The organism is Kineosporia rhizophila (assembly GCF_021277265.1).
In the GTDB taxonomy this organism is placed as follows: Bacteria; Actinomycetota; Actinomycetes; order Actinomycetales; family Kineosporiaceae; genus Kineosporia; species Kineosporia rhizophila.
Map to the genome: position 1 here is coordinate 12287 of NZ_JAJSOH010000048.1, position 25322 is coordinate 37608.

The window sequence follows — 25322 nt, forward strand, 5'->3', positions numbered from 1 at the left end:
CCCTTGACCTCAAGCGCGCTTCAGCTCCGAGGATCACCGCATGAGTGCTTCGACACGCCCCGAGAAGGCCGCCGACGAACTGACCCCGCAGATCCTGGCCTACCTGGCCACCCAGACCCTGGGCCGGCTGGCCACGGTCGACAGCCGGAACGCCCCGCAGAACAGCCCGGTCGGCTTCGCCCACAACGCCGAACTGGGCACCATCGACATCGGCGGCTGGAACCTGGCCGAGTCGCGCAAGTTCCGCAACGTCCTGCACAACCCGGCGGTCTCGCTGGTGGTGGACGACATCGCCTCGACCGATCCGTGGGCGGTCCGGATGGTGGAGATCCGGGGAACGGCCGAGGCGCTGACCGACGTGCCCGGTGAGGACGGCACCACCCGGCCGCTGATCCGGGTGCACCCGCGCCGGATCATCAGTTTCGGCCTGGACGGCGAGGCGCCACCGGCCTGACCGGCTCAGCCGCGCCGGCTCAGCTCCGCCGGCGCAGCAGCGACAGGTACATCGAGTCGGTACCGTGCAGATGCGTCCACAGCTGCACGTCCGGCCCCTCCCCCAGCATCAGGTCGTCGTGGTCGGGCAGGCGGCGCGAGCCGATCAGGTCGCGCAGCACCCCGGGCGAGTCCAGGCGCTCCACGTCGTCCCGCCCCCGCAGCACGTCCTCGACCACCAGCCGGGTCTCGGCCGGGTGCGGCGAGCAGGTGGCGTAGGCCACCACGCCGCCGGGGCGGACCGCGGCCAGCGCCGACTCCAGCAGGGCGCGCTGCAGCGGGGCCAGCGAGGTGAGGTCGGCCGGGGTGCGCCGCCAGCGCGACTCCGGGCGACGGCGCAGCGCGCCCAGCCCGGTGCACGGCACATCGACCAGAACCCGGTCGTAGCGGCCCGGTTCGGCCTCGCCGACGGTGCGCCCGTCGCGCACCCGCACGTCGTAGGCGGCCCGGACGGCGGCCAGCGACTGCTGCACCAGACCGGCCCGGTGCTCGGCCGCCTCGACCGCCACCAGCTCCGCGTCGTCGCCGACCAGACCGGCCGCGTGGCGTTCGGCCAGCAGCGCGGCCAGCAGTGCGGCCTTGCCTCCCGGGCCGGCGCACAGGTCGAGCCAGATGCCCCGGTCGGTGCCGGTGGTGGCCGCGTTGGCGGCGGCCAGGGCGACCAGCTGGCTGCCCTCGTCCTGCACCCGGGCCCGGCCCTGGCGGATCGCGGCCACGTCGTCCGGCGCCCCCTTGAGCACGGCCGCGACCGGCGAGAGCAGGCCGGCCTGGGCGTGCGGGCCGTCGGTCAGCTCGTCCACGTCGGACAGACCGGGCAGTGCCGCCGCCGCCACCGCCGGCCGGGCGTTGTGGGCGGCGAGCAGGGCCGGAAGTTCCTCGGCCGGGCGGCCGCTGCCCCGCAGGGCGTCACGCAGCGCGCGCACGATCCACTCGGGGTGGGAGTAGCGCACGGACAGGTTGCCGTCGGGGTTCGTGGCCGGGTCAGGAGCGACCCGTGTCATCCACTCCTCCTCGTCGCGCTCGCCCACCCGGCGCAGCACGGCGTTGGCGAAGCGGGAGGCGCCCGAGCCGCTGACCGAGCGCACCAGGTCGACCGTGGTGGACACGGCGGCGTGCGGAGGGACGCGCATGTGCAGCAGCTGGTGCACGCCCAGGCGCAGCGCGTCGAGCACCGCCGGGTCGATCTCGGCGAGCGGCCGGTCGGTGCCCCCGGCGATGATCGCGTCGTAGCTGCCGCGACCCCGCAGGGCGCCGTAGGCCAGCTCGGTGGCCAGGCCCGCGTCACGCCCGCGCAGGTGGGCGCGGCGCAGCATGCCGGGCAGGATCAGGTTGGCGTAGGCGTCGCGCTCGGTGACCGCGCGCAGCGTCTCGTACGCCACCTTCCGGGCCGGGTCGACGGAGACCGGACGACCACCCGATGGACGACTGCCCGCACCTTCGCGGGTACGTCCCGGCTGCGCGGCGTCGCGGCCGCCACTGCGACCGGGTTTGCCGCCGGCGCGGCGGGGCGGGTTGGACGGCCGCCCAGCCGAGGCCTGCTTGCTCACGATGCTCCCTCGGAAGCCGCACCCGCGCTGGGAGCCAGGCCCGCCTCGTCTTCAGTCTCGAACCGTTCTCCGGCGGACGGGCGCGCCCCGCGCGCCCAGTCGACCGCAGCCATGGCCTTCTTGCCCGCCGGGCGCACCTCGCCGAGGGCCACGGCACCGGTCGCCGTACCCACGTGCACGGCCTTCTTCAGCACCCGCAGCTCACCCGGGGCCAGCGGTTCGGCCTCCTCGGAGAGCGGCTCCACCGGCCCGAGCCCGAGCCGCGCTCCGCGGAACGTGGTCCAGGCACCGGGGGCGGGAGTGCAGCCACGCACCCGCCGGTCGATCGTGACGGCGTTCTGGGTCCAGTCGACCCGGGCCTCCTCCACCGTGATCTTGGGCGCCAGCGAGACCCCCTCCTCGGGCTGGGGCCGCGCCTCCATCTCCCCCGCCTCGAGGCCGTCGAGCACCGCGACCATCAGCCCGGACCCGCCCTCGGCGAGCTTGTCCAGCAGGTCGCCGGCGGTGTCGCGGGGACGGATGGTCTGCGTCATCACGCCGTAGACCGGCCCGGTGTCGAGGCCCTTCTCGAGCTGGAAGACCGACGCGCCGGTGACCTCGTCGCCGGCCATCAGCGCGCGCTGCGCCGGGGCCGCGCCGCGCCAGGCCGGCAGCACAGAGAAGTGCAGGTTGATCCAGCCGAGCCGCGGGATGTCGAGCGCGCGCTGGGGAACCAGCGCGCCGTAGGCGATGACCGCGACACAGTCCGGGGCGAGCTGCTCCAGCTGCTCCAGGAACTCCGGGTCGCCGGGCCTGGCCGGCTGGTACACGGGGATGCCGTGCCCGTCGGCCCACTGGCCCAGGGGCGAGCGGGAGACCTTACGGCCCCGCCCGGAGACCGCGTCGGGCCGGGTGAGGACGGCGATGATCTCGTGGCTGGAGGCGCGGATCGCCTCGGCCGGGGGCAGGGCGACCTCGGGGGTGCCCGCAACGATGATGCGCAAGGGAATGTCTCGCTGACGTCTAGATGGCTCGCCCGAAGGTGGCGTGCGGGCTGACCTTGACCTGCGGCGCGGCCGCGCCGTTCCACTCCGCCTCGCGGATCGCCTTCAGCGCCAGCTTGCGGGTGTCGCGGTCGAGCCGGTCGATGAACAGGATGCCGTCGAGGTGGTCGGTCTCGTGCTGGATGCAGCGGGCCAGCAGCTCGCTGCCCTCGATCTCGACCGGCTCGCCGTGCTGGTCGAAGCCCTTGGCCACGACCCGCAGCGCGCGCCGGGTGTCGAACACCAGGTCGGGCAGCGACAGGCAGCCCTCGCCGCCCTCCTGCTCCTCGACCGACAGGTCGAGGTCGGGGTTGATCAGGTGCCCGAGCTGCCCGTCGACGTAGTAGGTGAACACCCGCAGCCCGACGCCGATCTGCGGAGCGGCCAGGCCGGCGCCCGGCGCGTCCATCATCGTGTCCTCGAGGTCCTTGACCAGGGTGCGCAGCTCACGGTCGAAATCGACGACCGGCTCGGCCTTGGTGCGCAGCACCGGGTCACCGAACAGTCGGATGGTCTGGATAGGCACCGCACGAGTCTACGGGTCAGGCGTTCGGCCTCTGCAAAAGCTCGGGAGCGGAGCCGGAACGGACCTGTCGGCCGGCCGTACGGGCCCCGGCCAGACCGGGCCCGAGCACCGGCTTGAGATTCGGGGAGGGCAGGCGGATCCGGCGGGCCCGGGCGACCCGGGGGGTGTTCGGGCCGGGACCGGGCGGCCGGATCAGGTGGATGAACTCGTCCCGCTCCTCCACGCTGACCAGCAGGGTGGTGAGCGGCGCGGACCGGCCCAGGACCCGGGCGTGGACCCCGGTGCCGAGCTGGATCCGGACCAGGTCGCGGCGGCTCCCGTTGACCAGCCAGGTACCCCGCCAGCCGTGCACGCCCACACTGACCACCCTGCGGTCGTCGGGCTCGACCACGGCGATGGCGTACCGCGGGATGCTGACCTGGAAGGCCCAGCCCAGGTACACCCGCACGGTGTCCTGACTCACCCGGACGCCACTGGTCGCGGGCCCACACCCGAGTCCGCCCAGCAGCTGGCGCAGTCCCGGCGCGTAGGCGATCCGGAACTCCCTCTCCGACATCTGGCATCACCTCTGCCACGACACTACGGCGGTCGGAGGATCCTGGCGAGGGCTGCGGACTGCGCCGTTGGGCTGGTGTCAGCCCGGGTTGAGCGGGTCGAGCTGGATACGGGTGGCGCCGGGCTCACGCCGGGAGCTGCGGATCGCCGCGGCTGCGTGCAGGGCCTTGGCCAGCACCGCGAGCTCCTGGCGGGGAGCCCGCAGCAACACCCTGACCTGGGTCTCGTCGATCTCTTCGGCCGGTTGCGGCGGTGGGGAGGGCTCTTCCAGCCCGGCCAGTTGCGGGCTGGGCCGGGGCAGTCTGCGCCGGGGCTGCGGCTTGGCCGGCTGAGGCTTCGAGGACTCCGGGCGGGGCGGGCCGGGGGCCTCGAAGATCTCGGTGGGGCCCAGGGTCTGCGTGCCCTCGGGCAGCTGGGCCGTGCGCACGAGCGAGTTGACCGCCGTGGCCGAGCCGGTGACGTCGGCGAGCACCACCGCGGGCGGGAAACCGAGTTCGGTGCGCTCGTCGAGCTCGCGATCGGCCTGGGTGCCCGGGTCGATCCGGACCAGCGCCTGCACGGCCGGGGCCTGCGGATCGGCCGCGATGATCACAGAACCACCAGAGGACGATGGGCGCACCTGGGCGGCGGCGCCCAACCAGCGTCTCAGGGCGTCTTCGCTCGCGCGCAGATCCGGGCGTTCGAGCAGGCGCCCGGCGTCGAGCAGGACCGCAGCGGCGTAACCGCCCTCGGCCGGGGGTTCGATGCCCGGGGTGGACACGACCAGTGCGTTGGCCGGGACGTGAGGGGTGGGCCCGTCGGCCTGGGGCACCACCACTGCGGCGCCGGAGAACGCCTGCCCGAGCTCTTCGGCGGTGCGCCCGACCCCGACCGTGGTGGCGCGCAGGCGGCGGCCCTGACAGTTGCCGCAGCGCCAGGCCGCGGCCACCCGGCCGCACCAGCGGCACTCGGGCAGGGCGGCCTGGTCGGGATCGCGGGAGGCCCGGCCCGAGGAGGGCAGACCGACCGGACCGTGGCAGTGCCCGCAGCGGGCCGGGTGCCGGCAGTCCTGGCAGGCCAGGCCGGGCAGGTAGCCGGCCCGCGGCACCTGGACCAGCACCGGGCCGCGCCGCAGACCGTCGCTGATCGCCCGCCAGGCCGAGCTGGGCAGCCGGCCGTGGGCCGAGGGGTCGTCCTGCCCGCCGAGGGCGGTGGCCGCCACCTGAATCCGGGGCCAGGCCCCTCGGACCACCTGACGGTCGGCCACCACCGGGCGGGCCCAGCCGGTGCGCAGCCAGGCCGCGCACTCGACCGAGCGCGACCACGAGCCGGCCACCAGGGCCGCCCCTTCGAGCTCGGCACGCACGGCCAGCACCTCACGGGCGTGCGGGTAGGGGGCGCGGGGCTCGGCGTGCATCTCGTCGCCGTCGTCCCAGATCGCCACCAGCCCCAGGTCGTGCACCGGGGCGAAGGCGGCGGCGCGGGTCCCGATCGCCACCCGGACGTCGCCCCGGGACAGCGACAGGAAGTTGCGGTAGCGCGTGGTCGGGCCGAGATCGGCCTCCAGCCGGGCGTGGCGGCCGGCCCCGAGCCGTTCGGTGAGCACCTGGTCGAGCGCATCCACGTCGCGCTTGTCGGGCAGCACGACCAAGGAGCCGCGCCCGGCGTGCAGCGCGGTCTGGACGAGGGTGGCCAGGTCTTCGCACCAGGCCCGGCCGGGCAGCGCCGTCCACACCGCGCGGGGTGCGTCGCCGGCCGCGATGCGGGCCAGCAGGGCCGGGCCGGCGCGGTAGTTCTCCCACCCCTGCGGCGCGACCGGGCCGGTGAGCGGCTCGAGCGGTTCGGGGCGCGGGGCCTGCTCGACCCGGGCGTGGCGGGGTGGCACGGCCAGCCGCAGCACGTCGGTGAGGTTGCCTGCGTAGCGCTCGGCGACCGCCTGGCAGAGCTTCAGGACCGATGGGACGAGCACCGGCTCGGGCGAGACCACCCGGCGCAGTGGGGCCAGCTTGCCCTGGTGCTCGGTCTCGGCCACGCGCTCGAGCAGATAGCCCTCGATGTCCTGCCCGCCGAAACGCACCCGCACGCGCACGCCGGGCTGGGCTGCGGCGGACATCGGCTCGGGCACCAGGTAGTCGAAGACCCGGTCGAGGTGAGGCAGCGGCACGTCTACCGTGACCCGCCCGACCGGCAGCTCGGCGGCTGCGGCGGCAGGCGGTTTCGGTTTACGGCCCCGGGTGGCGGCGCGGAGCAGTTCCAGCTGGTCGCCGGAGCTGCTGGCGTCGGATCCCGTGCTCATGAGGTGCCACGTTAAAGCACGCACGGCCGTCACCCCTGCGGGTGACGGCCGTGCTGTGGATTACGGTGCTGAACCGGCGATCAGGTTCAGCCGATGGCCGAGCGCAGGGCGTCGACGCGGTCGGTCTGCTCCCAGGTCATCCCCTCCAGGTCACGGCCGAAGTGACCGTAGGCCGCGGTCTGGTGGTACTTCGGCTTCAGCAGGTCCAGGTCACGAATGATCGCGGCCGGCCGCAGGTCGAAAACCTCCTTGATCGCCGCGGTGATGCGGTCGATCGGAGCGGTCTCCGTGCCGAAGGTCTCCACGTACAGGCCGACCGGCTGGGCCTTACCGATCGCGTACGCGACCTGCACCTCGCACCGCTTGGCCAGACCAGCAGCGACCACGTTCTTGGCGACCCACCGCATCGCGTACGCGGCGGAACGGTCGACCTTGCTCGGGTCCTTGCCACTGAAGGCGCCGCCGCCGTGGCGGGCGAAACCACCGTAGGTGTCCACGATGATCTTCCGCCCGGTCAGGCCGGCGTCACCCATCGGGCCACCGACCTCGAACCGGCCGGTCGGGTTGACCAGGAGCCGGTAGTCGCTGGTGTCGATGGACACGCGCTCGAGGACGGGCTTGATGACGTGGTTGACCACGTCGGGCAGGAGCAGGTTCTCCAGGCTGACGTCCGCGGCGTGCTGCGACGAGACCACGACGGTGTCCAGGCGGACGGCCTTGTCGCCGTCGTAGGCGATGGTGACCTGGGTCTTGCCGTCCGGGCGCAGGTAGGGCACCTCGCCGGACTTGCGGACCTCGGTCAGGCGCTCGGCCAGCCGGTGCGCCAGCCAGATCGGCAGCGGCAGCAGTTCCGGGGTGTCGTCGTTGGCGTAGCCGAACATCAGGCCCTGGTCGCCGGCGCCCTGCAGGTCGAGGGGGTCTTCCCCGGCCTCGACGCGGGCCTCGTAGGCAGTGTCCACACCCTGGGCGATGTCGGGCGACTGCGCACCGATGCTGACCTCGACGCCGCAGGAGTTGCCGTCGAAGCCCTTCGTGGAGGAGTCGTAGCCGATGTCCAGGATCGTCTTACGCACGATCGAGGGAATGTCGGCGTAGGCCTTGGTGGTGACCTCGCCGGCGACGTGGACCAGGCCGGTGGTGACCATGGTCTCGACCGCGACACGGGAGGTGGGGTCCTGTTCCAGCAGAGCATCCAGGACCGCGTCACTGATCTGGTCACAGATCTTGTCGGGGTGCCCCTCGGTGACGGACTCGGAGGTGAACAAACGGTCAGACACGGCACTCCCGAAGGGTGATGACGAGGAGAAGTTTCGGACGAGGTTGCAGTGGCGCCGCGCACCACGAAACGGACGTCGGCAGCCGGGGTCTATCTAGCGGCTTACTCTAACCATTCCGGTGGACAACGGGTCCCGCGGTCCCCAGAAGTGGGACAACCGCCCCCCACACGGCGTGAGAGACCTCAGCCTTACTGCCCGGTGGGACGGGGGTGATCGTGCCGTCCGCGCCCAGCACGGTGACCTCGGTGTCCTCCTTGCCGAACACCTTCCCGGCCGCCACGTCGTTCAGGACCAGCAGGTCACACCCCTTGCGGGCGAGCTTGGCGAGGGCGTGGTCGAGCGCGGTGCCGGACTCGTCGCCGGTCTCGGCGGCGAACCCCACCACGATCTGACCGGGGGTCCGGCCGGCCACCAGCCCGGCCAGGATGTCGGGATTGCGGACGAGGGTGACCACCGGCGCGTCGTCGGATCCGGCCGACTTCTTGATCTTGTGGGTGGCGACCTCGGACGGCCGGAAGTCGGCCACCGCCGCGGCCATCACCACCACGTCGGCCTTCGGTGCGGCGGCCTGCATCGCCTCACGCATCTGCAGCGCGGTCTCGACCCGGACCAGGTCGGCACCGGCGGGTGGGGTCACCTCGATCGAGCCCACCACCAGGGTGACCTGGGCGCCCCGGTCGAGAGCGGCCTGGGCCAGAGCGACGCCCTGGCGGCCGGAAGAGCGATTGCCGAGGAAGCGCACCGGATCGAGCGGTTCCCGGGTGCCCCCGGCGGAGATCACGACCCGGCGGCCGGTCAGGTCGTGCACCGGTCGGCCGGACGCCTCGGCCGCCGACGTCCGCGAGGACGCCTGGGCCGTGACCAGTGAGGTGGATGCCCGCGTGGTCGGCTCGGCGGAGGTCTCCGCGGCTGAGGTCTTCGCGGTTGAGGTCTTCCTGGTTGAGGTCTTCACGGCTGAAGTCGGCTCAGCGTGAGTCGGCTCAGCGTGAGTCGGCTCAGCGTGAGTCGGCTCAGCGTGAGTCGGCCCGGCAGGAGTCGGCCCGGCGTGAGTCCGCCCGGCAGGAGTCGACCCGGCAAGAGTCGCCTCGGCGCGGGGCGGCCCGGCGGAGGACAGCAGGGCGAGTGCGGCGGCGAAGATCTCTTCCGGCTCGGGCAGGCGGCCCGGGCCGGTGTCGGCCCCGGTGAGCCGGCCGCTGGCCGGGTCGAGCACCGACACGCCCCGCTCGCGCAGGGTGGCCACGTTGGCGACGGTGGCCGGGTGCGTCCACATCTCGGTGTGCATGGCCGGGGCCAGGAGCACCGGACAGCGGGCGGTGAGCAGGACGTTGGTGACCAGGTCGTCGGCCAGGCCGTGCGCGGCCCGGGCGAGCAGGTCGGCCGTGGCCGGGGCCACCACGACCAGGTCGGCCTGCTGGCCGATCCGGACGTGCGGCACCTCGTGGACCTCGTCCCAGACCGAGGCGGAGACCGGGTGCCCGGACAGGGCCGCCCAGGTGGGGGCGCCGACGAAGGTCAGCGCCGCCTCGGTGGGGACCACCCGGACGTCGTGCCCCGCCTCCTTGAACAAGCGCAGCAGCAGCACCGCCTTGTAGGCGGCGATGCCGCCCCCGACACCCAGGACGATCCGGCGGCCGTTCACTGCCATGCGGGTGAGCTGGTCAGTCGTGCTTCTCGGCGGTCAGCAGACCCTCGTTGATCTCGCGCATGGCGACCGAGAGGGGCTTCTCCTGCACGTGCGTCTCGACCAGCGGGCCGACGTACTCCAGCAGGCCCTCGCCCAGCTGCGAGTAGTAGGCGTTGATCTGCCGCGCGCGCTTGGCCGCGAAGATGACCAGCGAGTACTTCGACTCCACCGTCGACAGCAGGTCGTCGATCGGCGGGTTGGTGATGCCCTCGGGACTGGCAACGGTTCCAGACAACACAAACTCCAGGCGTAGGTGGTGGTGCGGTGAAGCTCGACGGATCCGGCGCCGGACGGCGCCGGGCCCTCAGTGACTCGACTCCACCGGGTCGATCGAGCTGTCGGTGGGAGTCAGACCCATCCATGATACGAGCTCGTCGGTGGCTCGGCGCACGTCGTCGTTCACGATGCTGATGTCGAACTCCGACTCGGCCGCCATCTCGACCTCGGCCGTGCGCAGCCTACGCGCCCGCTCCTCGCTGTCCTCGGTGCCCCGCCCGACCAGCCGGCGGACCAGCTCGTCGAGGCTGGGCGGCTTGAGGAAGACGAAGAAGGCACCCGGCATGGTGGTGCGCACCTGCCGCGCACCCTGCAGGTCGATCTCCAGCAGGGCCGGCCGGCCCTGGGCGAGGACCTGCTCGACCGCCGCGCGCGGGGTGCCGTACCGGTGCCGGCCGTGCACCACCGCCCACTCCAGGAGCTGGCCGGTCGCGGCCAGCTCGTCGAACCTTGCGTCGTCCACGAAGTAGTAGTGGACGCCGTCTTCCTCTCCCGGCCGCGGCGGCCGGGTGGTGACCGAGACGGACAGCCAGATCTGCTCGTAGCGACGGCGGATGTCGGCCGCGACCGTGCCCTTGCCCACCGCCGTAGGTCCAGCCAGTACCGTCAGCCGTCCTGGCCGCACCACCCCGCCCCCCGACGGGTTCCCGAGCTCCGTCCCGATCACCGCCGAATCAGCTCCCGAAGCGCTTGACCAGCGCCGCGATCTGGTTGGAGCCGAGACCACGCACACGCCGGCTCTCGGAGATACCGATCTCCTCCATGATCTGACGGGCACGCACCTTGCCCACGCCGGGCAGGGCCTCGAGCAGTGCCGACACCTTCATCTTGCCGATCACCTCGTTCTCCTGCCCCTCGTTGATCACTTCACCGAGTGAGCCCTGCGAGTACTTGAGCCTGTTCTTGATCTCGGCACGCGCGCGCCGAGCCTCGGCCGCCTTCACCAGGGCGGCGGCCCGCTGCTCGGGAGTCAGGGGGGGCAGAGCCACTTGAGTCACCTCAGTTGTTCGTCGAACTCAGTAGGTAGTTGAGCCGTACCGGAGCAATTCCGGCCGTCCGGCCGATCATTCTTTCCCCGATCGGCGCAGGCAGACCGCGAAATCTGGTCCGAACCTAGCGAGTCGGTATCCCGGAGGGCAACGCGGGGGGCCGTGTCGCCACGCCACCGTGCGGTATGCCGTTCCGTTCGACTTTCCCACCAGCTTCCAGCCGTGTTCCGGTCACCACGCAACCTCGATCGCTGACGATCGGGTTCCGTCGAGAGCCGACACTAACGGCTAATCCAGACATACTGGTATTCATGTCCTCCGGGACGCGCCGTGAAACCGACATCGAGAGATGTTTTAAGGCTTCGGAGCGCATTTACCGCCGGATTGACGGCGCTGATCCTGTCACGCGCGGCCACCCTCCTCGCACCGGGTCCCCGGCCCCGGCCCCGGACGGGCGCAGGTAACACGCGCCCCACACCCCTCTGACGGCCCTCAGCGGGCCGCAGACGGCCTCTGGGCCCGACCAGCGCACAAAAGCGTCCGGCACCCGCCCGGAGGCAGGTGCCGGACGTACGGCGGGTGCTTCAGGCCGGTGCCGCGGTGGCCATCGTGATCGCATGCTCGGCCAGCGTGACCAGCAGTTCCTTGGCCGAGGCGCGCTGGCGCACGTCGGCCATCACGACCGGCACCCGGGCGTCCAGGTCCAGGGCCTCACGCACCTCGTCGGGCTTGTACTCGGCCTCCCCGTCGAAGCAGTTCACCCCGATCACGAACGGGATGCCGCGACGCTCGAAGAAGTCCACGGCCGGGAAGCAGGACTCCAGCCGGCGGGTGTCGGCCAGCACCACGGCGCCGATCGCGCCCTCGGCCAGCTCGTCCCACATGAACCAGAACCGGTCCTGGCCGGGCGTGCCGAACAGGTACAGCACCAGCTCCGGGCTGATCGTGATCCGGCCGAAGTCGAGGGCGACCGTGGTGGTGCGCTTGGACTCCACCCCGGAGAGGTCGTCCACCCCCCGGCTGAGCTCGGTGATGAGCTCCTCGGTGCGCAGCGGCGGGATCTCGCTGATGGTTCCGACCATGGTGGTCTTCCCGACTCCGAAGCCACCCGCGATCAGCAGCTTCACCGCCGTCGCGCGTACCCCGGGCCGCTGGTTGGAGTCAGAGTCGGCGAATGCCATTGATAACCGCCTGGAGGACGTTGATGTCGGGGGTGACCGCGGACCGGAACATCAGCAGCTGCCGGTCGATCAGGTCACCGATGAGGATCTTGACGACGCTGAGCGGCAGGCCCAGGTCGGCGGAGACTTCGGCGACGGACTTGGGGTGCTGGCACATGGTGACGATCTGCAGCCCCTCGGGCTCCAGGGTGTCGGCCAGCTGCGGGGTGACCCGCTGCAGCGCCACCACCAGGGTGATCATCGCGAGGTCACGTTGCTTGCTGGTGGTACGCCCGCGGGTCAGCGCGTACGGCCGGACCAGGGGCCCGGCCTCCTCGTCGAACCAGTGCTGATCCGCCGGAGTCACGGTCGGGGACCCGCCCCCGGACCTGCCTCCTCGGCGCGCGGCTGCGAGCTGAGATAGGTGCCCACCTGCTTCACCAGCAGGTTCATCTCGTAGGCGACCATGCCCATGTCCGCGTTCACGTCGGCCAGCAGCGCGAGACAGGCGCCCTGCCCGGCGGCCGTGACCACCAGGAAGTAGTTGTCCATCTCGACCACGGTCTGCCGCACCCCGCCGCCCCCGAAGTGCCGGCCGGTGCCCCGGGCCAGGCTCTGGAAGCCGGAGGCGACCGCGGCCAGGTGCTCGCCGTCGTCCCGGTCGAGGTTGCTGGACCGGCCGATGAGCAGGCCGTCGGACGAGAGAACGATCGCCCGGTCCGCGCCCGGCAGACGGCGGAGCAGATCCTCCACCAGCCAGTCCAGGCCACCCATCGCGCTGTTCTGCGTCATCTCGCCTTCCAGTCCGTGGTTCGCGAAAACAGTGTCTTCGCCCTTCTTCTGCGTGGTGCCCGGTGGTGCTGTCGTACAGGTGCTGCAGGTGCTGGTCGCGGCCCGCTCGTGACCGGCCGCGACCGCCGGTCAGTTCTCCGGACGTTCGGTCCGGCCGCGCTGGGTGCCCCGCTGGAACGCCGCCATCCGGTTGCGGGCCAGGTCCGGGTCGCCCTGCGGGCCCGCCTCGGCCCGCTCGGGCACCGGCGGGGCACTCGGCATGGGCGTGTTCTTGAGCCGGTCGGACAGATGGGCCTGCCGGGTGCGCCGGGGCAGCGCCGGCCGGCCGTCGTCGGTGGTGCGGCGCACCCCGGCCGGAGGCGTGGGCGCCCCCTTGCCCAGCCCGCCGTTCTGCGCCCCGCCGTTCTGCGCCGCGCCGGGCGTGCGCGTCGGCAGGCTGCCGGACGCCGGAGGGGCGCTGATGATCCCCGCGCCGTTGCCCCGCGAGGCCGGGTAGTCGATCCGGGCCTGCTGGTTCACCGTCGGGCCGGGCTCGCCGTCGGCCAGGTTCTGCCGGAAGTGGCTGCTCGGACCGGGCACGTCCACCCGCGGGTTCTGCGACCCGGCCGAGAGGCCCGGACCACCGGGCGTACCCGGGGTGCCTGGGAAGCTGGACTGGGCGTGCCGCATCGGGCCGGTCTGCGTCGGAGCGGACTGGCCCGGCGCAGCGGGCCGGCTGCCGACCGGTGGAACGGGGTGCAACCCGGTCGGCCGGGCGCCCAGCTCGTCCCGGCCGGGACGGTCGATCGGGCCGGTGGCAGTGCGGGCCTCGCCGGGGGCCACGGTCAGGGCCGGGGTCGCACCGGTGGTCTCGCCCGGTGAGGGGACGAGGCTGATCTCACCGGTCATCTCCCCCGTGATCGCCATGCGCTCGTGCAGCGACCGCGCCGCCTGCCCGCCCGGCGCCGCGTCGGCGCCGTCGATGGCCAGCGTCTGGGTGCTGCCGGTGAGGCCGCCCGCCGGGTTGGCCTCGAACAGCTCGGTCGGGATGAGCACGACGGCCTTGGTGCCGCCGTAGGCCGGGGACGGGGTCAGGGTGACCCGGATGTTCTGGCCGGCCGCCAGCTGCGCCACCACGAACATGCCCAGGCGGGGCTCCTCGCGCAGGGTCAGCGCGTGGAAGTCGGGGGCCGTGGTCAGCATCTCGTTGAGCTCGGTGAGCTTGTCCGCCGGGATGCCCAGGCCCTGGTCCTCGATCTCGATCACCAGGCCCTTGCCGACCAGGTTGCCCCGGACCTCGACCTTGGACATCGGCGGGGAGAACGAGGTGGCGTTGTCGACCAGCTCGGCGAGCAGGTGGATGACGTCGGCCACCGCGGACCCGTTGATCGACAGGCGGGGCAGGCGCCCGATCGAGACCCGGGCGTAGTCCTGCGCCTCGGAGATCGAGGAGCGGACCACCTGCAGCAGGTCGACGGAGTTGCGCCAGCGCCGGCCGGGCTGGCCGCCGCCCAGGATGACCAGGTTCTCGGCGTTGCGGCGGGCCCGGGTGGCCAGGTGGTCGAGCTCGAACAGCAGCTCGATCTGCTCCGGGTCCTCCTCGAAGCGCTCGGCCTTCTCCAGCACGCCCAGCTGCCGGTGCACGATCACCTGGCTGCGGTAGGCGATGTTCAGGAAGACCTCGCGCAGGCCGGCCCGGGTCTCGGCCTCCTGCACGGCCGCGCTGACCGCCATCGACTGGGCCCGGTTGAAGGCGTCGGCCACCTCACCGATCTCGTCGGAGCCGTAGCTGAGGGTCGGCATCTGCCGGTGCTCCTCGTCGACCTCACCGGCCCGCAGCCCCTCGATCAGGGCGGGCAGCCGGTTCTGGGCCATGTCCAGGGTCTGGTCGCGCAGCCCGCGCAGGCGCGCGGCCAGCCGGTTGGACTCCCGGGTGGTGAGCATGAAGACCAGGGCGCCGAAGAGCAGGGAGCCGACCCCGCCGTAGATCGCCGCGTTCACCTGGTCGTCGGCCGCGTCCACGGCCAGTGTGGAGGAGTAGTCCAGGTGCAGCAGGGCCAGGTCGGTCAGCTGCTGGGTGACCTCGTCGTTGGCCGTCTCCCAGGCCGAGGAGGCGATCGGCAGCTCGGCCTTGAGCTTGCCGTTGTTCACCTGGCCCTTGGTCGGGGCGGTGTCCGACAGCCCGAGCGCACCGGCCGGCAGGTCACCGGCGTTCTCCGGCTCGGTCCCGCTCCCCTGCCCCTGGTCCTCGCCCGCGTCGGGCTGCGCCGGGGCGTCGTCGTTCTGCGGCCCCTTGCCGTCGGCCTCGGCGAAGGCCCGCTTCTGCTTCTGGGTGAGCGGGGCGGCCTCGAGCACCGCCAGCTCGACCTGGGCCTGCTGGCGCCAGGCGGCACTGGAGGTGATCTCCTCCAGCTGGGCCTGCTCCGAGGCCGGGAGCTGGGTGGCGATGGTCTCCAGGTCGTCGCGGTAGTTGCCGCCGGTCCGGACGAAGGTCTGGTACTCCTGCGGGGTCAGGCCCTCGTTCGAGAACGCCACGTAGGCCAGGCCGTTGCCCCGGGCCAGCTGGTTGACCACCATGATCAGGCTGGCCGAGGTGTTCTCCTCGACCGAGGCGTTACCGTTCGGGGCGACCCGGGCCAGGGCCCACACGCTCTCGGCGATCTGGCGGATCATGCCGCCCCAGTAGTCGGTGGCCTCCAGCACGGTGGCGTCGCCGGTGTCGATCCGCCCGCGGATCTTCGGCATCTCGGCCATCCGCCCGGCGAACGCGGCGAACACCGGGTCGAGCTCCGGCGGCGCGCTCTCGGCCAGCGAACCCGCGTCCTCGCCGATCGTCACCAGGGCCTGGTCGGTGCTGGCGCGCTGGGCGTCCAGCCGGCTCTTGTTCTCCGGTGAGGGGTCGGCCAGGTAGGCCGCGCTGAGCAGGAGCTCGCGCCGGGCCTCGGGGATGAACGACTGGGAGGAGCCGAGGCTGTCCTTCACCACACTGTTCGCGCCGCGCAGGTCCCAGGCGTTGTAGGCGAAGTAGGACGCCACCGTGAGGCCGACCAGGACGAGCGAGAGGCTGGGGAACCAGCCGATCATCAGGATGCGGGTGCGGATCGACCGGCCGCCCAGTCGCTTTCGGGCACCGCTGGCCTTCGGAGCCATCGAGACGGCATTCCTTCCCGAACCCCGGGGACTCTGGGGTAGGGGCCACTCCCGTCGCGCCGGTGGGACCGGGCGGGCGGATCACGGCCACGAACAGGGGCTGGGCCCGGAGTCCGGCAACAGGTGCATGCCGATCAACGAATTACCCAGCGTGCACCCTTGCTCGCATTCCGTCAGGCAGTGACGATCTCCTGGAGTCCGGGTCCGCTTGTGACGTTTCCGGCTTTGTGACTTGCACGGGATCCCGCTGGCGACTCCCGCACACCCGTTGCGCCCCATCCGATTTGGTACGGATATGGCCCTGAGGGGTGCAACATAAGCACTGTTCGCTTATGGGAGTCAAGTGCAGATAGCTCTGTGTACAGCCGTGAACACTCCCTTGACGAAGTCATATCCGACATTCGTTGTTCGTGACGGAAAGCCACCGGCTATTCACGGATGGTCGGGGACATTCGTCGGTGTTCCGTTATCAAACTGGACAAAAGAAAACCCGGCCGCCGGAAGAATCCGGTTGCCGGGCGTCCTTTGGCAATTACGCTCCGAGAACCTCGCGTACTGATTCGACGGTCCGGGCGGCGGCCTCACGCAACTGCGCCACCGAGGGACCGGCCCCCAGCACCTCCCGCGAGGAATTCGGCAGCACGTGCCCGACCGCAGCACCGAAAACTGCCTTCAGATCGGCCGCGGTGGCCCCCTGCGCACCGATCCCGGGCGCCAGGATCGGCCCGTTCAGGGCCGAGAGGTCGTGCTCGCGCCCGACTCCGGTGACGGTCGCCCCGACCACCACGCCCACGGAACCGAGCGGCTGGGCGCCCGTGTTCTCGGCCGCCGCGGCGTCGATCATCGTCTGGGCCACGGTGCGGCCCTCGGCGCCCCGGGCGTGCTGGACCTGGCCGCCCTCCGGGTTCGAGGTGAGAGCGAGCACGAAGACACCGCGGCCGTTCGCCCTGGCCACGTCGAGAAGCGGCCGCAGAGAACCGAATCCGAGGAACGGTGAGACCGTCACCGCGTCGCCGGCCAGTGGGGAGGCCGGTCCGGCGTAGGCGTCGGCATAGGCCGCCATGGTCGAGCCGATGTCTCCACGCTTGGCGTCGACGATGCTCAGCCCGCCCGCCTCCCGGACACCGGCCAGGGCCTGTTCCAGCACGGCCACCCCCCGGGAACCGAACCGCTCGAAGAACGCCGCCTGCGGCTTGATCACCGCGACCTGGCCGGCCAGGGCCTCCACCGTGGTCAGGGTGAAACGCTCCAGACCGGCCACGTCGTCGTCCAGACCCCAGCGCGCCAGCAGGGCCGGGTGCGGGTCGATGCCGACGCAGAGCGGGCCGCGCTCGCGCACGGCCGCGCTCAGACGTTCGCCGAACGGGATCAGCGAGGTCACAGCTGCTGCTCCGCGCGCAGCTCGCCCAGCCGCACCGCGTGCTCCTGCAGCGAGGCCACCCGGATCGGCTCGTTCCGGGCCGCCTCGATCGCCTGCACGGCGGCCGAGAACTGCTGGATCGTGGTGATGATCGGCTTGTCCACGGCCGTGGTGGTGGCCCGGATCTCGTAGCCGTCCATCCGCGCGGCGGGGCCGGACGGGGTGTTGACCACCATGTCCACCTCGCCCGCGGCGATCATGTCCACGATCGTCGGCTCCCCCGCCGCTCCCCGTCCGAGCCCCAATTTGCGGACGCGGGTGGAGGCGATTCCGTTACGGCGCAGCACATCTGCGGTCCCGTCGGTGGCCAGCACGGTGAAGCCGAGGTCGACCAGCCGCTTGACCGGGAAGATCATCGCCCGCTTGTCGGTGTCGGCGACCGAGACGAACACCGTGCCGGAGTCCGGCAGCCCGCCGAACGCCGCCGACTGGGACTTGGCGAAGGCGTGCGGGAAGTCGGTGTCGATCCCCATGACCTCGCCGGTGGAGCGCATCTCCGGGGAGAGCAGGGTGTCGACGAACTCGCCCTTGGCGGTGCGGAAGCGCTTGAACGGCAGCACCGCCTCCTTCACCGACACCGGCGACTCGGCGGGCATGGTGCCGCCGTCACCCTGGGCCGGCAGCATGCCCTCGGCCCGCAGGTCGGCGATCGAGGCACCGAGCATGATCCGGGCCGCGGCCTTGGCCAGCGGCACCGCCGTGGCCTTGGACACGAACGGCGCGGTCCGGCTGGCCCGGGGGTTGGCCTCGAGCACGTAGAGGACGCCGGCGGCCAGGGCGAACTGGACGTTCAGCAGGCCCCGGACCCCGACCCCGCGGGCGATGGCCTCGGTCGAGACGCGGACCCGCTCGATGTCGCGCTGGCCCAGGGTGACCGGCGGCAGCACGCAGGCCGAGTCGCCGGAGTGGATCCCGGCCTCCTCGATGTGCTCCATCACGCCGCCGAGGTACATCTCCTCGCCGTCGAACAGCGCGTCCACGTCGATCTCGATCGCGTCGTCGAGGAAGCGGTCGACCAGCACCGGACGGCCGGGGCCGACCTCGGTGGCGCGCTCCAGGTAGTCGGCCAGCTGGTTCTCGTCGTAGACGATCTCCATGCCGCGCCCGCCGAGCACGTAGGAGGGGCGCACCAGGACCGGGTAACCGATCTCGGCGGCGATCTGCCGGGCCCGCGGGAAGCTGATCGCGGTGCCGTGCTTGGGGGCCAGGAGCCCGGCGTCGGCCAGGACCTGCCCGAACTCGCCCCGGTCCTCGGCCAGGTCGATGGCCTCCGGGCTGGTGCCCACGATCGGCACCCCGTTGGCCTTCAGCGCGGCCGCCAGGCCCAGCGGGGTCTGCCCGCCGAGCTGGACGATCACGCCGACCAGCTCACCGGAACGCCTCTCGGCGTGGACGATCTCGAGGACGTCCTCGAGGGTGAGCGGCTCGAAGTAGAGCCGGTCGCTGGTGTCGTAGTCGGTGGAGACCGTCTCCGGGTTGCAGTTGACCATCACGGTCTCGTAGCCGGCGTCGCGCAGCGCGAACGAGGCGTGCACGCAGGAGTAGTCGAACTCCACGCCCTGGCCGATCCGGTTCGGCCCGGAGCCGAGGATGATCACCTTGCGCCGGGAGGACGGGGTGACCTCGTCCTCCTCGTCGTAGCTGGAGTAGTAGTACGGCGTGCTGGCGGCGAACTCGGCGGCGCAGGTGTCGACCGTCTTGTACACCGGGCGCACCCCCAGCGCGTGCCGCACCCCGCGCACCACGTCCTCCGACAGCCCCGACAGGGCGGCCAGCTGGACGTCGGAGAACCCGTGCCGCTTGGCCTCGCGCAGCAGGTCCGGCGTCAGCGCGTCGGCGCCGCTGATCTCCTGGGCCAGCTCCTCGATCAGCATGAGCTGGTCCAGGAACCACGGGTCGATCCTCGTCGCCTCGTGCAGCTGCTCGATCGTGGCCCCGGCCCGGACCGCCTGCTGCACCTGCAGCAGCCGGTTCTCGGTGGGCACCTTCGCGGCCTCGAGCAGCGGCGCGAGCTCGGGCACGGGACCGTCCCAGTGGAACGCCGCGCCCTTCTTCTCCAGCGAGCGCAGCGCCTTCTGCAGGGCCTCGGTGAAGTTCCGGCCGATCGCCATCGCCTCGCCGACCGACTTCATCGTGGTGGTCAGCGTGGGGTCGGCGGCCGGGAACTTCTCGAACGCGAACCGCGGGACCTTGACCACGACGTAGTCGAGCGTGGGCTCGAAGCTGGCCGGGGTCTTCTCGGTGATGTCGTTCGGGATCTCGTCGAGCGAGTAGCCGACCGCCAGGCGGGCGGCGATCTTGGCGATCGGGAAGCCGGTCGCCTTGGAGGCCAACGCCGAGGAGCGGGAGACCCGCGGGTTCATCTCGATGACGACCACCCGGCCGTCCACCGGGTTGACCGCGAACTGGATGTTGCAGCCGCCGGTGTCCACCCCGACCTCGCGGATGACCGCGATGCCGACGTCGCGCAGGCGCTGGTACTCCCGGTCGGTCAGGGTGAGGGCGGGGGCCACGGTGATCGAGTCACCGGTGTGCACGCCCATCGGGTCGAGGTTCTCGATCGAGCAGACCACCACGACGTTGTCGTTGTGGTCGCGCATCAGCTCGAGCTCGTACTCCTTCCACCCGATGATCGACTCCTCGAGGAGCACCTCGGTGGTCGGCGAGTAGTGCAGGCCGGCGCCGGCGATCCGCTCCAGGTCGTCGCGGTCGTAGGCGATGCCCGAGCCGAGGCCGCCCATGGTGAAGCTGGGCCGGACCACGACCGGGTAGCCGAGTTCCGCGGTGGCCGCGACGCAGTCGTCCATCGAGTGGCAGATGAAGCTGCGGGCGACCGAGGCGTCCAGGCCGTAGTTCTCCCGGACCCGGTCGACCACGCCCTTGAACAGCTGGCGGTCCTCGCCGGCCTCGATCGCCGCCACGTTGGCGCCGATCAGCTCGACGTTGTACTTCTCCAGCACGCCGGCCGCGTGCAGGGCCATCGCGGTGTTGAGCGCGGTCTGGCCGCCCAGGGTGGCCAGGAGCGCGTCCGGGCGCTCCTTGGCGATGATCGCCTCGACCACCTCGGGGGTGATCGGCTCGACGTAGGTGGCGTCGGCGAACTCCGGGTCGGTCATGATCGTGGCCGGGTTGGAGTTGACCAGGACGACCCGCAGGCCCTCCTCGCGCAGCACCCGGCAGGCCTGGGTGCCGGAGTAGTCGAACTCGCAGGCCTGGCCGATCACGATCGGGCCGGACCCGATCACCAGGATGCTGGAGAGGTCAGTTCTTCTGGGCATCGGCGCTGTGCTCCCCCATCAGATCGGCGAAGCGGTCGAACAGGTAGCCGGCGTCGTGCGGACCGGCTGCCGCCTCGGGGTGGTACTGCACCGAGAATGCAGGCCCGTCAACAAGATTGAGACCCTCGACGACGTCGTCGTTGAGGTTGACATGGCTCACCTGAGCCTGCCCGAACGGCGTCGCGAAGGTGCCCTCCAGGGGCGCGTCGACGGCGAAGCCGTGGTTGTGCGCGGTGACCTCGACCTTGCCGGTGGTGCGGTCCATCACCGGCTGGTTGATCCCGCGGTGGCCGTAGCCCAGCTTGTAGGTGCCCAGGTCGAGGGCGCGGCCGAAGAGCTGGTTGCCGAAGCAGATGCCGAAGAACGGGATCCGCCGCTCGAGCACCTGCTGCAGCAGCGCGATCTGCGGCTCGGCGGTGGCCGGGTCGCCCGGGCCGTTGGAGAAGAACACCCCGTCGGGGTTCGTCGCCAGCACGTCCTCGATGCTCGCCCGGGCCGGGAGCACGTGCGACTCGATCCCGCGCTGGGCCATCCGCTGCGGCGTCATCGCCTTGATGCCCAGGTCGATCGAGGCCACCGTGAAACGCTTCTCGCCGAGGGCGGGCACGACGTAGGCCCGGTCGGTGCTGACCTCGTCGGCCAGCGCGGCGCCGCTCATCGGGGGCGCGTTGCGGACCTGCTCCAGCAGCTCGCTCTCGGGCGCCAGGGCGTCACCGGAGAAGATGCCCACCCGCATCGCCCCGCGCTCACGCAGGTGGCGGGTGATGGCGCGGGTGTCGACGTGCGAGATGCCCACGACCCCCTGCCCGGCCAGCTCGGCGGGCAGTTCGCGCTTCGAGCGCCAGTTGGAGGCGCGGCGCGCGGGGTCGCGCACCACGTAGCCGGCCACCCAGATCCTCGCGGACTCCAGGTCCTCGTCGTTGACGCCGGTGTTGCCGACGTGCGGGGCGGTCATCACCACGACCTGCCGGTGGTACGACGGGTCGGTCAGCGTCTCCTGGTAGCCGGTCATCCCGGTGGAGAACACCGCCTCGCCGACCGTCGCGCCGACCGCACCGTAGGCACGACCGCGCCAGGTGCTGCCGTCCTCCAGGACGAGCACCGCGGGGCTGTGGGTCACAGGGGCACCTCCAGAAGAGCCTCGTTCAGCTTGCCGTCGAGCACAGTGGCACGACCGGCGTAGATCGTCGCGACCACGCTGCCGTGCATCGTCCGGCCCCGCACCGGAGAGTTACGGCCCATCGTGGCCTGAACTGCAGGATCGCACTCCCACCGGGCGGCCGGGTCGACCAGGGTCAGGTGGGCGGGCTCCCCGACCGCGATCGGGCGGCCCTGGGAGGACACCCGGCCGATCCGGGCGGGGGCGTGCGACATCCGCGTCGCCACCTGTTCCCAGGTGAGCAGGCCGGTGTCGACCATCGCCTCCTGGACCACCGACAGCGCGGTCTCCAGGCCGGTCATCCCCATCGAGGCGACGCCCCACTCGCAGTCCTTGGCCTCGACCGGGTGCGGCGCGTGGTCGGTGGCCACGATGTCGATCGTCCCGTCGGCCAGGGCCTCGCGCACCGCCTGCACGTCGGCGGCCGTGCGCAGCGGCGGGTTGACCTTGAACACCGGGTCGTAGCTGCGCACCAGCTCGTCGGTCAGCAGCAGGTGGTGCGGGGTGACCTCGGCGGTGACGTCGATGCCGCGGGTCTTGGCCCAGCGCAGGATCTCCACCGAGCCGGCCGTGGAGACGTGGCAGACGTGCAGGCGGGAACCGACGTGCCCGGCCAGCAGCACGTCGCGGGCGATGATCGCCTCCTCGGCGACCGCCGGCCAGCCGGCCAGACCCAGTTCGGCCGAGACCTCGCCCTCGTGCATCTGCGCGCCCTCGGTCAGCCGGGGCTCCTGGGCGTGCTGGGCCACCACCCCGTCGAACGCCTTCACGTACTCCAGGGCGCGGCGCATCAGCACCGGGTCCCAGACGCAGTGGCCGTCGTCGGAGAACACCCGCACGCCGGCCGCGGAGTCGGCCATCGCGCCGAGCTCGGCCAGCCGCTCGCCGGCCAGACCCACGGTGACCGCACCGACCGGACGCACGTCGACCCAGCCGTACTGACGGCCCAGCCGCCAGACCTGCTCCACGACGCCGGCGGTGTCGGCCACCGGGTCGGTGTTGGCCATCGCGTGCACGGCCGTCCAGCCGCCGAGCGCGGCGGCCCGGGTGCCGGTCTCCACCGTCTCGGCGTCTTCCCGGCCGGGTTCACGCAGATGGGTGTGCAGGTCGACGAGACCCGGAAGGGCGATCAGCCCGTCCGCGTCGATCACCTGCGCATCGCCCGAGGTGCCGCTGCCCAGGGAGGCGATCCGGCCGTCCTCAATCAGGATGTCAGTGGCCTCGCCGCCGAGCGGGCGGGCGCCCTTGACCAGGTACTTCGCGCTCATCAGGCGTCCTTCCCATCGGCCTGCCCAGCAAGGAGCAGGTACAGCACGGCCATCCGGACGGCGACCCCGTTGGCCACCTGCTCGACGATCGTGGAGCGCGGCGAGTCGGCCGCCTCCGCGGTGATCTCCAGGCCGCGGTTCATCGGGCCCGGGTGCATCACCAGCGCGTGGTCCGGCAGCCGGTCCATCCGGCGGGCGTCCAGCCCGTAGCGGCGGGAGTACTCCCGGGCGCTGGGGAAGAACGCCGCGTTCATCCGCTCGCGCTGGACCCGCAGCATCATCACCGCGTCCAGGTCGCCGTGACCGCCACCGACCACGTCGTCCAGATCGTACGAGGTCGAGCACGGCCAGTTGCCGATCCCCACCGGTAGCAACGTCGGTGGCGCGACCAGCACCACCTCGGCCCCCAGGGTGGTGAGCAGGCGGACGTTGGAACGCGCCACCCGGCTGTGCAGAACGTCACCCACGATCGCCACCCGGCGGCCCTTCAGGTCCGAGCCGGGGGCGTCCGCGTTCAGCCGCGAGCGCAGCGTGTAGGCGTCGAGCAGGGCCTGCGTGGGGTGCTCGTGGGTGCCGTCGCCGGCGTTGACCACGATGCCGTCGATCCAGCCGGCGTTGGCCAGCCGGTGCGGGGCCCCGGAGACCGGGTGCCGGACGACGACCGCGTCGGCCCCCATCGCCTTCAGGGTGAGCGCGGTGTCCTTCAGGCTCTCGCCCTTGGACACGCTCGAGCCCTTGGCCGAGAAGTTGATCACGTCGGCGGACAGCCGCTTGGCCGCCGCCTCGAACGAGATCCGGGTCCGGGTGGAGTCCTCGTAGAACAGGTTCACCACGGTGCGCCCGCGCAGAGTCGGCAGCTTCTTGATCTCGCGGCGCTGGGTGGCCGCCATCTGGCCGGCCACGTCGAGGATCGAGACCGCCTGGTCGCGGGTCAGGTCGGCGGCGGAGAGCAGGTGCCTCACTTGGCCACCCCGCCCACGATGCTGACCACGTCGTCGCCGCCGTCGATCTCGCTGAGCCGGACCCGCACCCGCTCGAGCGCGGAGGTGGGCAGGTTCTTGCCCACGTGGTCGGCGCGGATCGGCAGCTCGCGGTGGCCGCGGTCGACCAGGACGGCCAGCCGGACCGCGCGGGGGCGGCCGAACTCCGAGAGCGCGTCGAGCGCGGCGCGGATCGTGCGGCCGGAGTAGAGCACGTCGTCGACCAGCACGACGACCTTCTCGTCGACCCCGCCGGGCGGCAGCTCGGTGGCGGCGATCGACCGGAACGCCTGGCGGCGCAGGTCGTCGCGGTGCATCGTGACGTCGAGGGTGCCGACCGGCACCTCGGTGCCCTCGATCGCGGCCAGCCGGGCGGCCAGGCGGTGGGCCAGGGTGACGCCCCGGGTGGGGATGCCGAGCAGGACGAGGTTCTCCGCGCCCTTGTTCCGCTCCAGCACCTCGTGGGCGATGCGGCTGAGCGCGCGGCCGATCTCGGCGGGCTCCAGGACTGCTCTCACGGCCTCGGGACCGCCGGGACCGGTGCTGGTGCCCGTGCTGCTGCCGGGCGGATCGTCCGGTGCGCTGGGTGAGTTCGTAGCAGGGCGTGCGGGCGACATTGAGTCGACCTCCTTCTCCGCCTCACGGGACGGATCGTTAAAGGACTGGTCGTCGATGACGTTTTCGAGCGTCTTTCGGCTCCCGGAGGCTACCAGCCGGTGACGGCGCGTGTAGCCAGGGGGCGCTTCGCCTACGCCGAGTGGCGAATTCCTTGGAGAAGTTTGCCGATGTGACTTGACGGAGTCAGTGACTCTCCGTGACTATCATCGGCATGGCATCTGATTACGCCAGGGCGCTGGGCGCCCGCCTGCGTGGGATCCGCACCCAGCAGGGGCTTTCCCTCCATGGGGTGGAAGAAAAGTCCGAAGGCCGCTGGAAGGCGGTGGTGGTCGGCTCGTACGAGCGGGGCGACCGTGCGGTCACCGTTCAGCGGCTCGCGGAGCTGGCCGACTTCTACGGTGTGCCGGTCCAGGCACTCCTGCCGGACGCGGCTCCGACGGGGAGCAGCGAGCCCCCGCCGAAGCTCGTCCTCGACCTGGAGCGGCTGCAGTCCGTCCCGGCCGAGAAGGCCGGTCCGCTGGCTCGCTACGCGGCCACGATCCAGGGTCAGCGCGGTGACTACAACGGCAAGGTCCTCTCCATCCGGACCGACGACCTGCGCACGCTCGCGGTGATCTACGACGTGCCGCCGGCCGTGCTGGCCGAGCAGCTCATCACGTGGGGGGTCCTGAACGCGGACGCCCGTCGCGCGGTGGCCCAGGAGGACTGACCGGCCTGACGGCCGGTACGGCACCACCTCCGTCCCGGGACCTGAGCGGGACGGAGCACGACTGAGGACGCCGGGGCGGCCGGCGTCCTCGCCCGCACCTCTCCTTCGACCGAGTACGTCAGTTCGGCACCATCGGCAGGCCAGGTCAGCGTTGGGCACCACGGTT

22 protein-coding genes are annotated in these 25322 nt (G+C 71.9%); 2 read left to right on the forward strand and 20 right to left on the reverse strand.

Going from position 1 to position 25322, the window contains the following annotated elements:
* Window positions 1-40 precede the first annotated feature (40 nt).
* Entirely contained in the window at window positions 41-454 is a 414-nt protein-coding gene (locus LWF15_RS34260; protein ID WP_232815167.1) for a PPOX class F420-dependent oxidoreductase, read from the forward strand.
* A gap of 19 nt (window positions 455-473) precedes the next feature.
* Here LWF15_RS34260 and LWF15_RS34265 read toward each other — a convergent pair whose 3' ends face one another.
* The 20 genes from LWF15_RS34265 to pyrR form a co-directional block, all read right to left on the reverse strand.
* Window positions 474-2039 carry an RsmB/NOP family class I SAM-dependent RNA methyltransferase gene (locus LWF15_RS34265; protein ID WP_232815168.1) on the reverse strand — a complete coding sequence of 522 codons (1566 nt, stop codon included), beginning with the start codon at window positions 2037-2039 and terminating at the stop codon, window positions 474-476.
* The gene (gene fmt / locus LWF15_RS34270) at window positions 2036-3022 is read right to left on the reverse strand and encodes a methionyl-tRNA formyltransferase (protein ID WP_232815169.1); all 987 of its coding nucleotides are present in this window, start codon (window positions 3020-3022) and stop codon (window positions 2036-2038) included. Before fmt ends, LWF15_RS34265 begins: the two co-directional genes overlap by 4 nt.
* A gap of 19 nt (window positions 3023-3041) precedes the next feature.
* The gene (gene def / locus LWF15_RS34275) at window positions 3042-3587 is read right to left on the reverse strand and encodes a peptide deformylase (protein ID WP_232815170.1); all 546 of its coding nucleotides are present in this window, start codon (window positions 3585-3587) and stop codon (window positions 3042-3044) included.
* Window positions 3588-3603: 16 nt separating this feature from the next.
* Window positions 3604-4143: a hypothetical protein gene (locus LWF15_RS34280; protein ID WP_232815171.1), complete on the reverse strand. Its 540-nt coding sequence runs from the start codon at window positions 4141-4143 to the stop codon at window positions 3604-3606.
* Between the two features lie 78 nt (window positions 4144-4221).
* A complete protein-coding gene (locus tag LWF15_RS34285; RefSeq protein WP_232815172.1) occupies window positions 4222-6417 on the reverse strand; it encodes a primosomal protein N' in 2196 nt (731 codons plus the stop codon).
* Window positions 6418-6503: 86 nt separating this feature from the next.
* Window positions 6504-7694, reverse strand: coding sequence for a methionine adenosyltransferase (metK, locus tag LWF15_RS34290; protein ID WP_232815173.1), 1191 nt, complete (start codon window positions 7692-7694; stop codon window positions 6504-6506).
* 106 nt (window positions 7695-7800) lie between these two features.
* The gene (locus LWF15_RS34295) at window positions 7801-9339 is read right to left on the reverse strand and encodes a bifunctional phosphopantothenoylcysteine decarboxylase/phosphopantothenate synthase (RefSeq protein ID WP_232815174.1); all 1539 of its coding nucleotides are present in this window, start codon (window positions 9337-9339) and stop codon (window positions 7801-7803) included.
* A gap of 13 nt (window positions 9340-9352) precedes the next feature.
* A complete protein-coding gene (rpoZ, locus tag LWF15_RS34300; protein WP_269811320.1) occupies window positions 9353-9613 on the reverse strand; it encodes a DNA-directed RNA polymerase subunit omega in 261 nt (86 codons plus the stop codon).
* 69 nt (window positions 9614-9682) lie between these two features.
* Window positions 9683-10321, reverse strand: a complete 639-nt coding sequence (gene gmk / locus LWF15_RS34305; protein ID WP_285622245.1) for a guanylate kinase — start codon at window positions 10319-10321, stop codon at window positions 9683-9685.
* A 7-nt stretch (window positions 10322-10328) separates the two neighbouring features.
* Window positions 10329-10643, reverse strand: a complete 315-nt coding sequence (gene mihF, locus LWF15_RS34310) for an integration host factor, actinobacterial type (protein ID WP_052532909.1) — start codon at window positions 10641-10643, stop codon at window positions 10329-10331.
* A 584-nt stretch (window positions 10644-11227) separates the two neighbouring features.
* Window positions 11228-11824 (reverse strand): GTP-binding protein, encoded by a 597-nt coding sequence (locus tag LWF15_RS34315; protein ID WP_232815176.1) that lies wholly within the window; start codon window positions 11822-11824, stop codon window positions 11228-11230.
* A complete protein-coding gene (locus LWF15_RS34320; RefSeq protein WP_232815177.1) occupies window positions 11805-12170 on the reverse strand; it encodes a DUF742 domain-containing protein in 366 nt (121 codons plus the stop codon). Before LWF15_RS34320 ends, LWF15_RS34315 begins: the two co-directional genes overlap by 20 nt.
* Window positions 12167-12595 (reverse strand): roadblock/LC7 domain-containing protein, encoded by a 429-nt coding sequence (locus tag LWF15_RS34325; RefSeq protein ID WP_232815178.1) that lies wholly within the window; start codon window positions 12593-12595, stop codon window positions 12167-12169. Before LWF15_RS34325 ends, LWF15_RS34320 begins: the two co-directional genes overlap by 4 nt.
* A gap of 129 nt (window positions 12596-12724) precedes the next feature.
* Window positions 12725-15724, reverse strand: coding sequence for a sensor histidine kinase (locus LWF15_RS34330; RefSeq protein WP_232815179.1), 3000 nt, complete (start codon window positions 15722-15724; stop codon window positions 12725-12727).
* A gap of 532 nt (window positions 15725-16256) precedes the next feature.
* Complete coding sequence (gene pyrF / locus LWF15_RS34335) at window positions 16257-17096, reverse strand: orotidine-5'-phosphate decarboxylase (RefSeq protein ID WP_269811329.1); 840 nt, start codon at window positions 17094-17096, stop codon at window positions 16257-16259.
* A 5-nt stretch (window positions 17097-17101) separates the two neighbouring features.
* A complete protein-coding gene (gene carB / locus LWF15_RS34340; protein WP_232815181.1) occupies window positions 17102-20422 on the reverse strand; it encodes a carbamoyl-phosphate synthase large subunit in 3321 nt (1106 codons plus the stop codon).
* Window positions 20406-21542 carry a glutamine-hydrolyzing carbamoyl-phosphate synthase small subunit gene (gene carA, locus LWF15_RS34345; protein WP_232815182.1) on the reverse strand — a complete coding sequence of 379 codons (1137 nt, stop codon included), beginning with the start codon at window positions 21540-21542 and terminating at the stop codon, window positions 20406-20408. The genes carB and carA overlap by 17 nt, the downstream gene beginning before the upstream one ends.
* Window positions 21539-22849 (reverse strand): dihydroorotase, encoded by a 1311-nt coding sequence (locus LWF15_RS34350; protein ID WP_232815183.1) that lies wholly within the window; start codon window positions 22847-22849, stop codon window positions 21539-21541. The genes carA and LWF15_RS34350 overlap by 4 nt, the downstream gene beginning before the upstream one ends.
* Window positions 22849-23811 carry an aspartate carbamoyltransferase catalytic subunit gene (locus tag LWF15_RS34355; RefSeq protein ID WP_232815184.1) on the reverse strand — a complete coding sequence of 321 codons (963 nt, stop codon included), beginning with the start codon at window positions 23809-23811 and terminating at the stop codon, window positions 22849-22851. The genes LWF15_RS34350 and LWF15_RS34355 overlap by 1 nt, the downstream gene beginning before the upstream one ends.
* Window positions 23808-24446, reverse strand: a complete 639-nt coding sequence (gene pyrR / locus LWF15_RS34360; protein WP_232815185.1) for a bifunctional pyr operon transcriptional regulator/uracil phosphoribosyltransferase PyrR — start codon at window positions 24444-24446, stop codon at window positions 23808-23810. Before pyrR ends, LWF15_RS34355 begins: the two co-directional genes overlap by 4 nt.
* A gap of 212 nt (window positions 24447-24658) precedes the next feature.
* Between pyrR and bldD the strand changes: the two genes are divergently transcribed.
* Window positions 24659-25156 (forward strand): transcriptional regulator BldD, encoded by a 498-nt coding sequence (gene bldD, locus LWF15_RS34365; protein ID WP_231449190.1) that lies wholly within the window; start codon window positions 24659-24661, stop codon window positions 25154-25156.
* Window positions 25157-25322 lie beyond the last annotated feature (166 nt).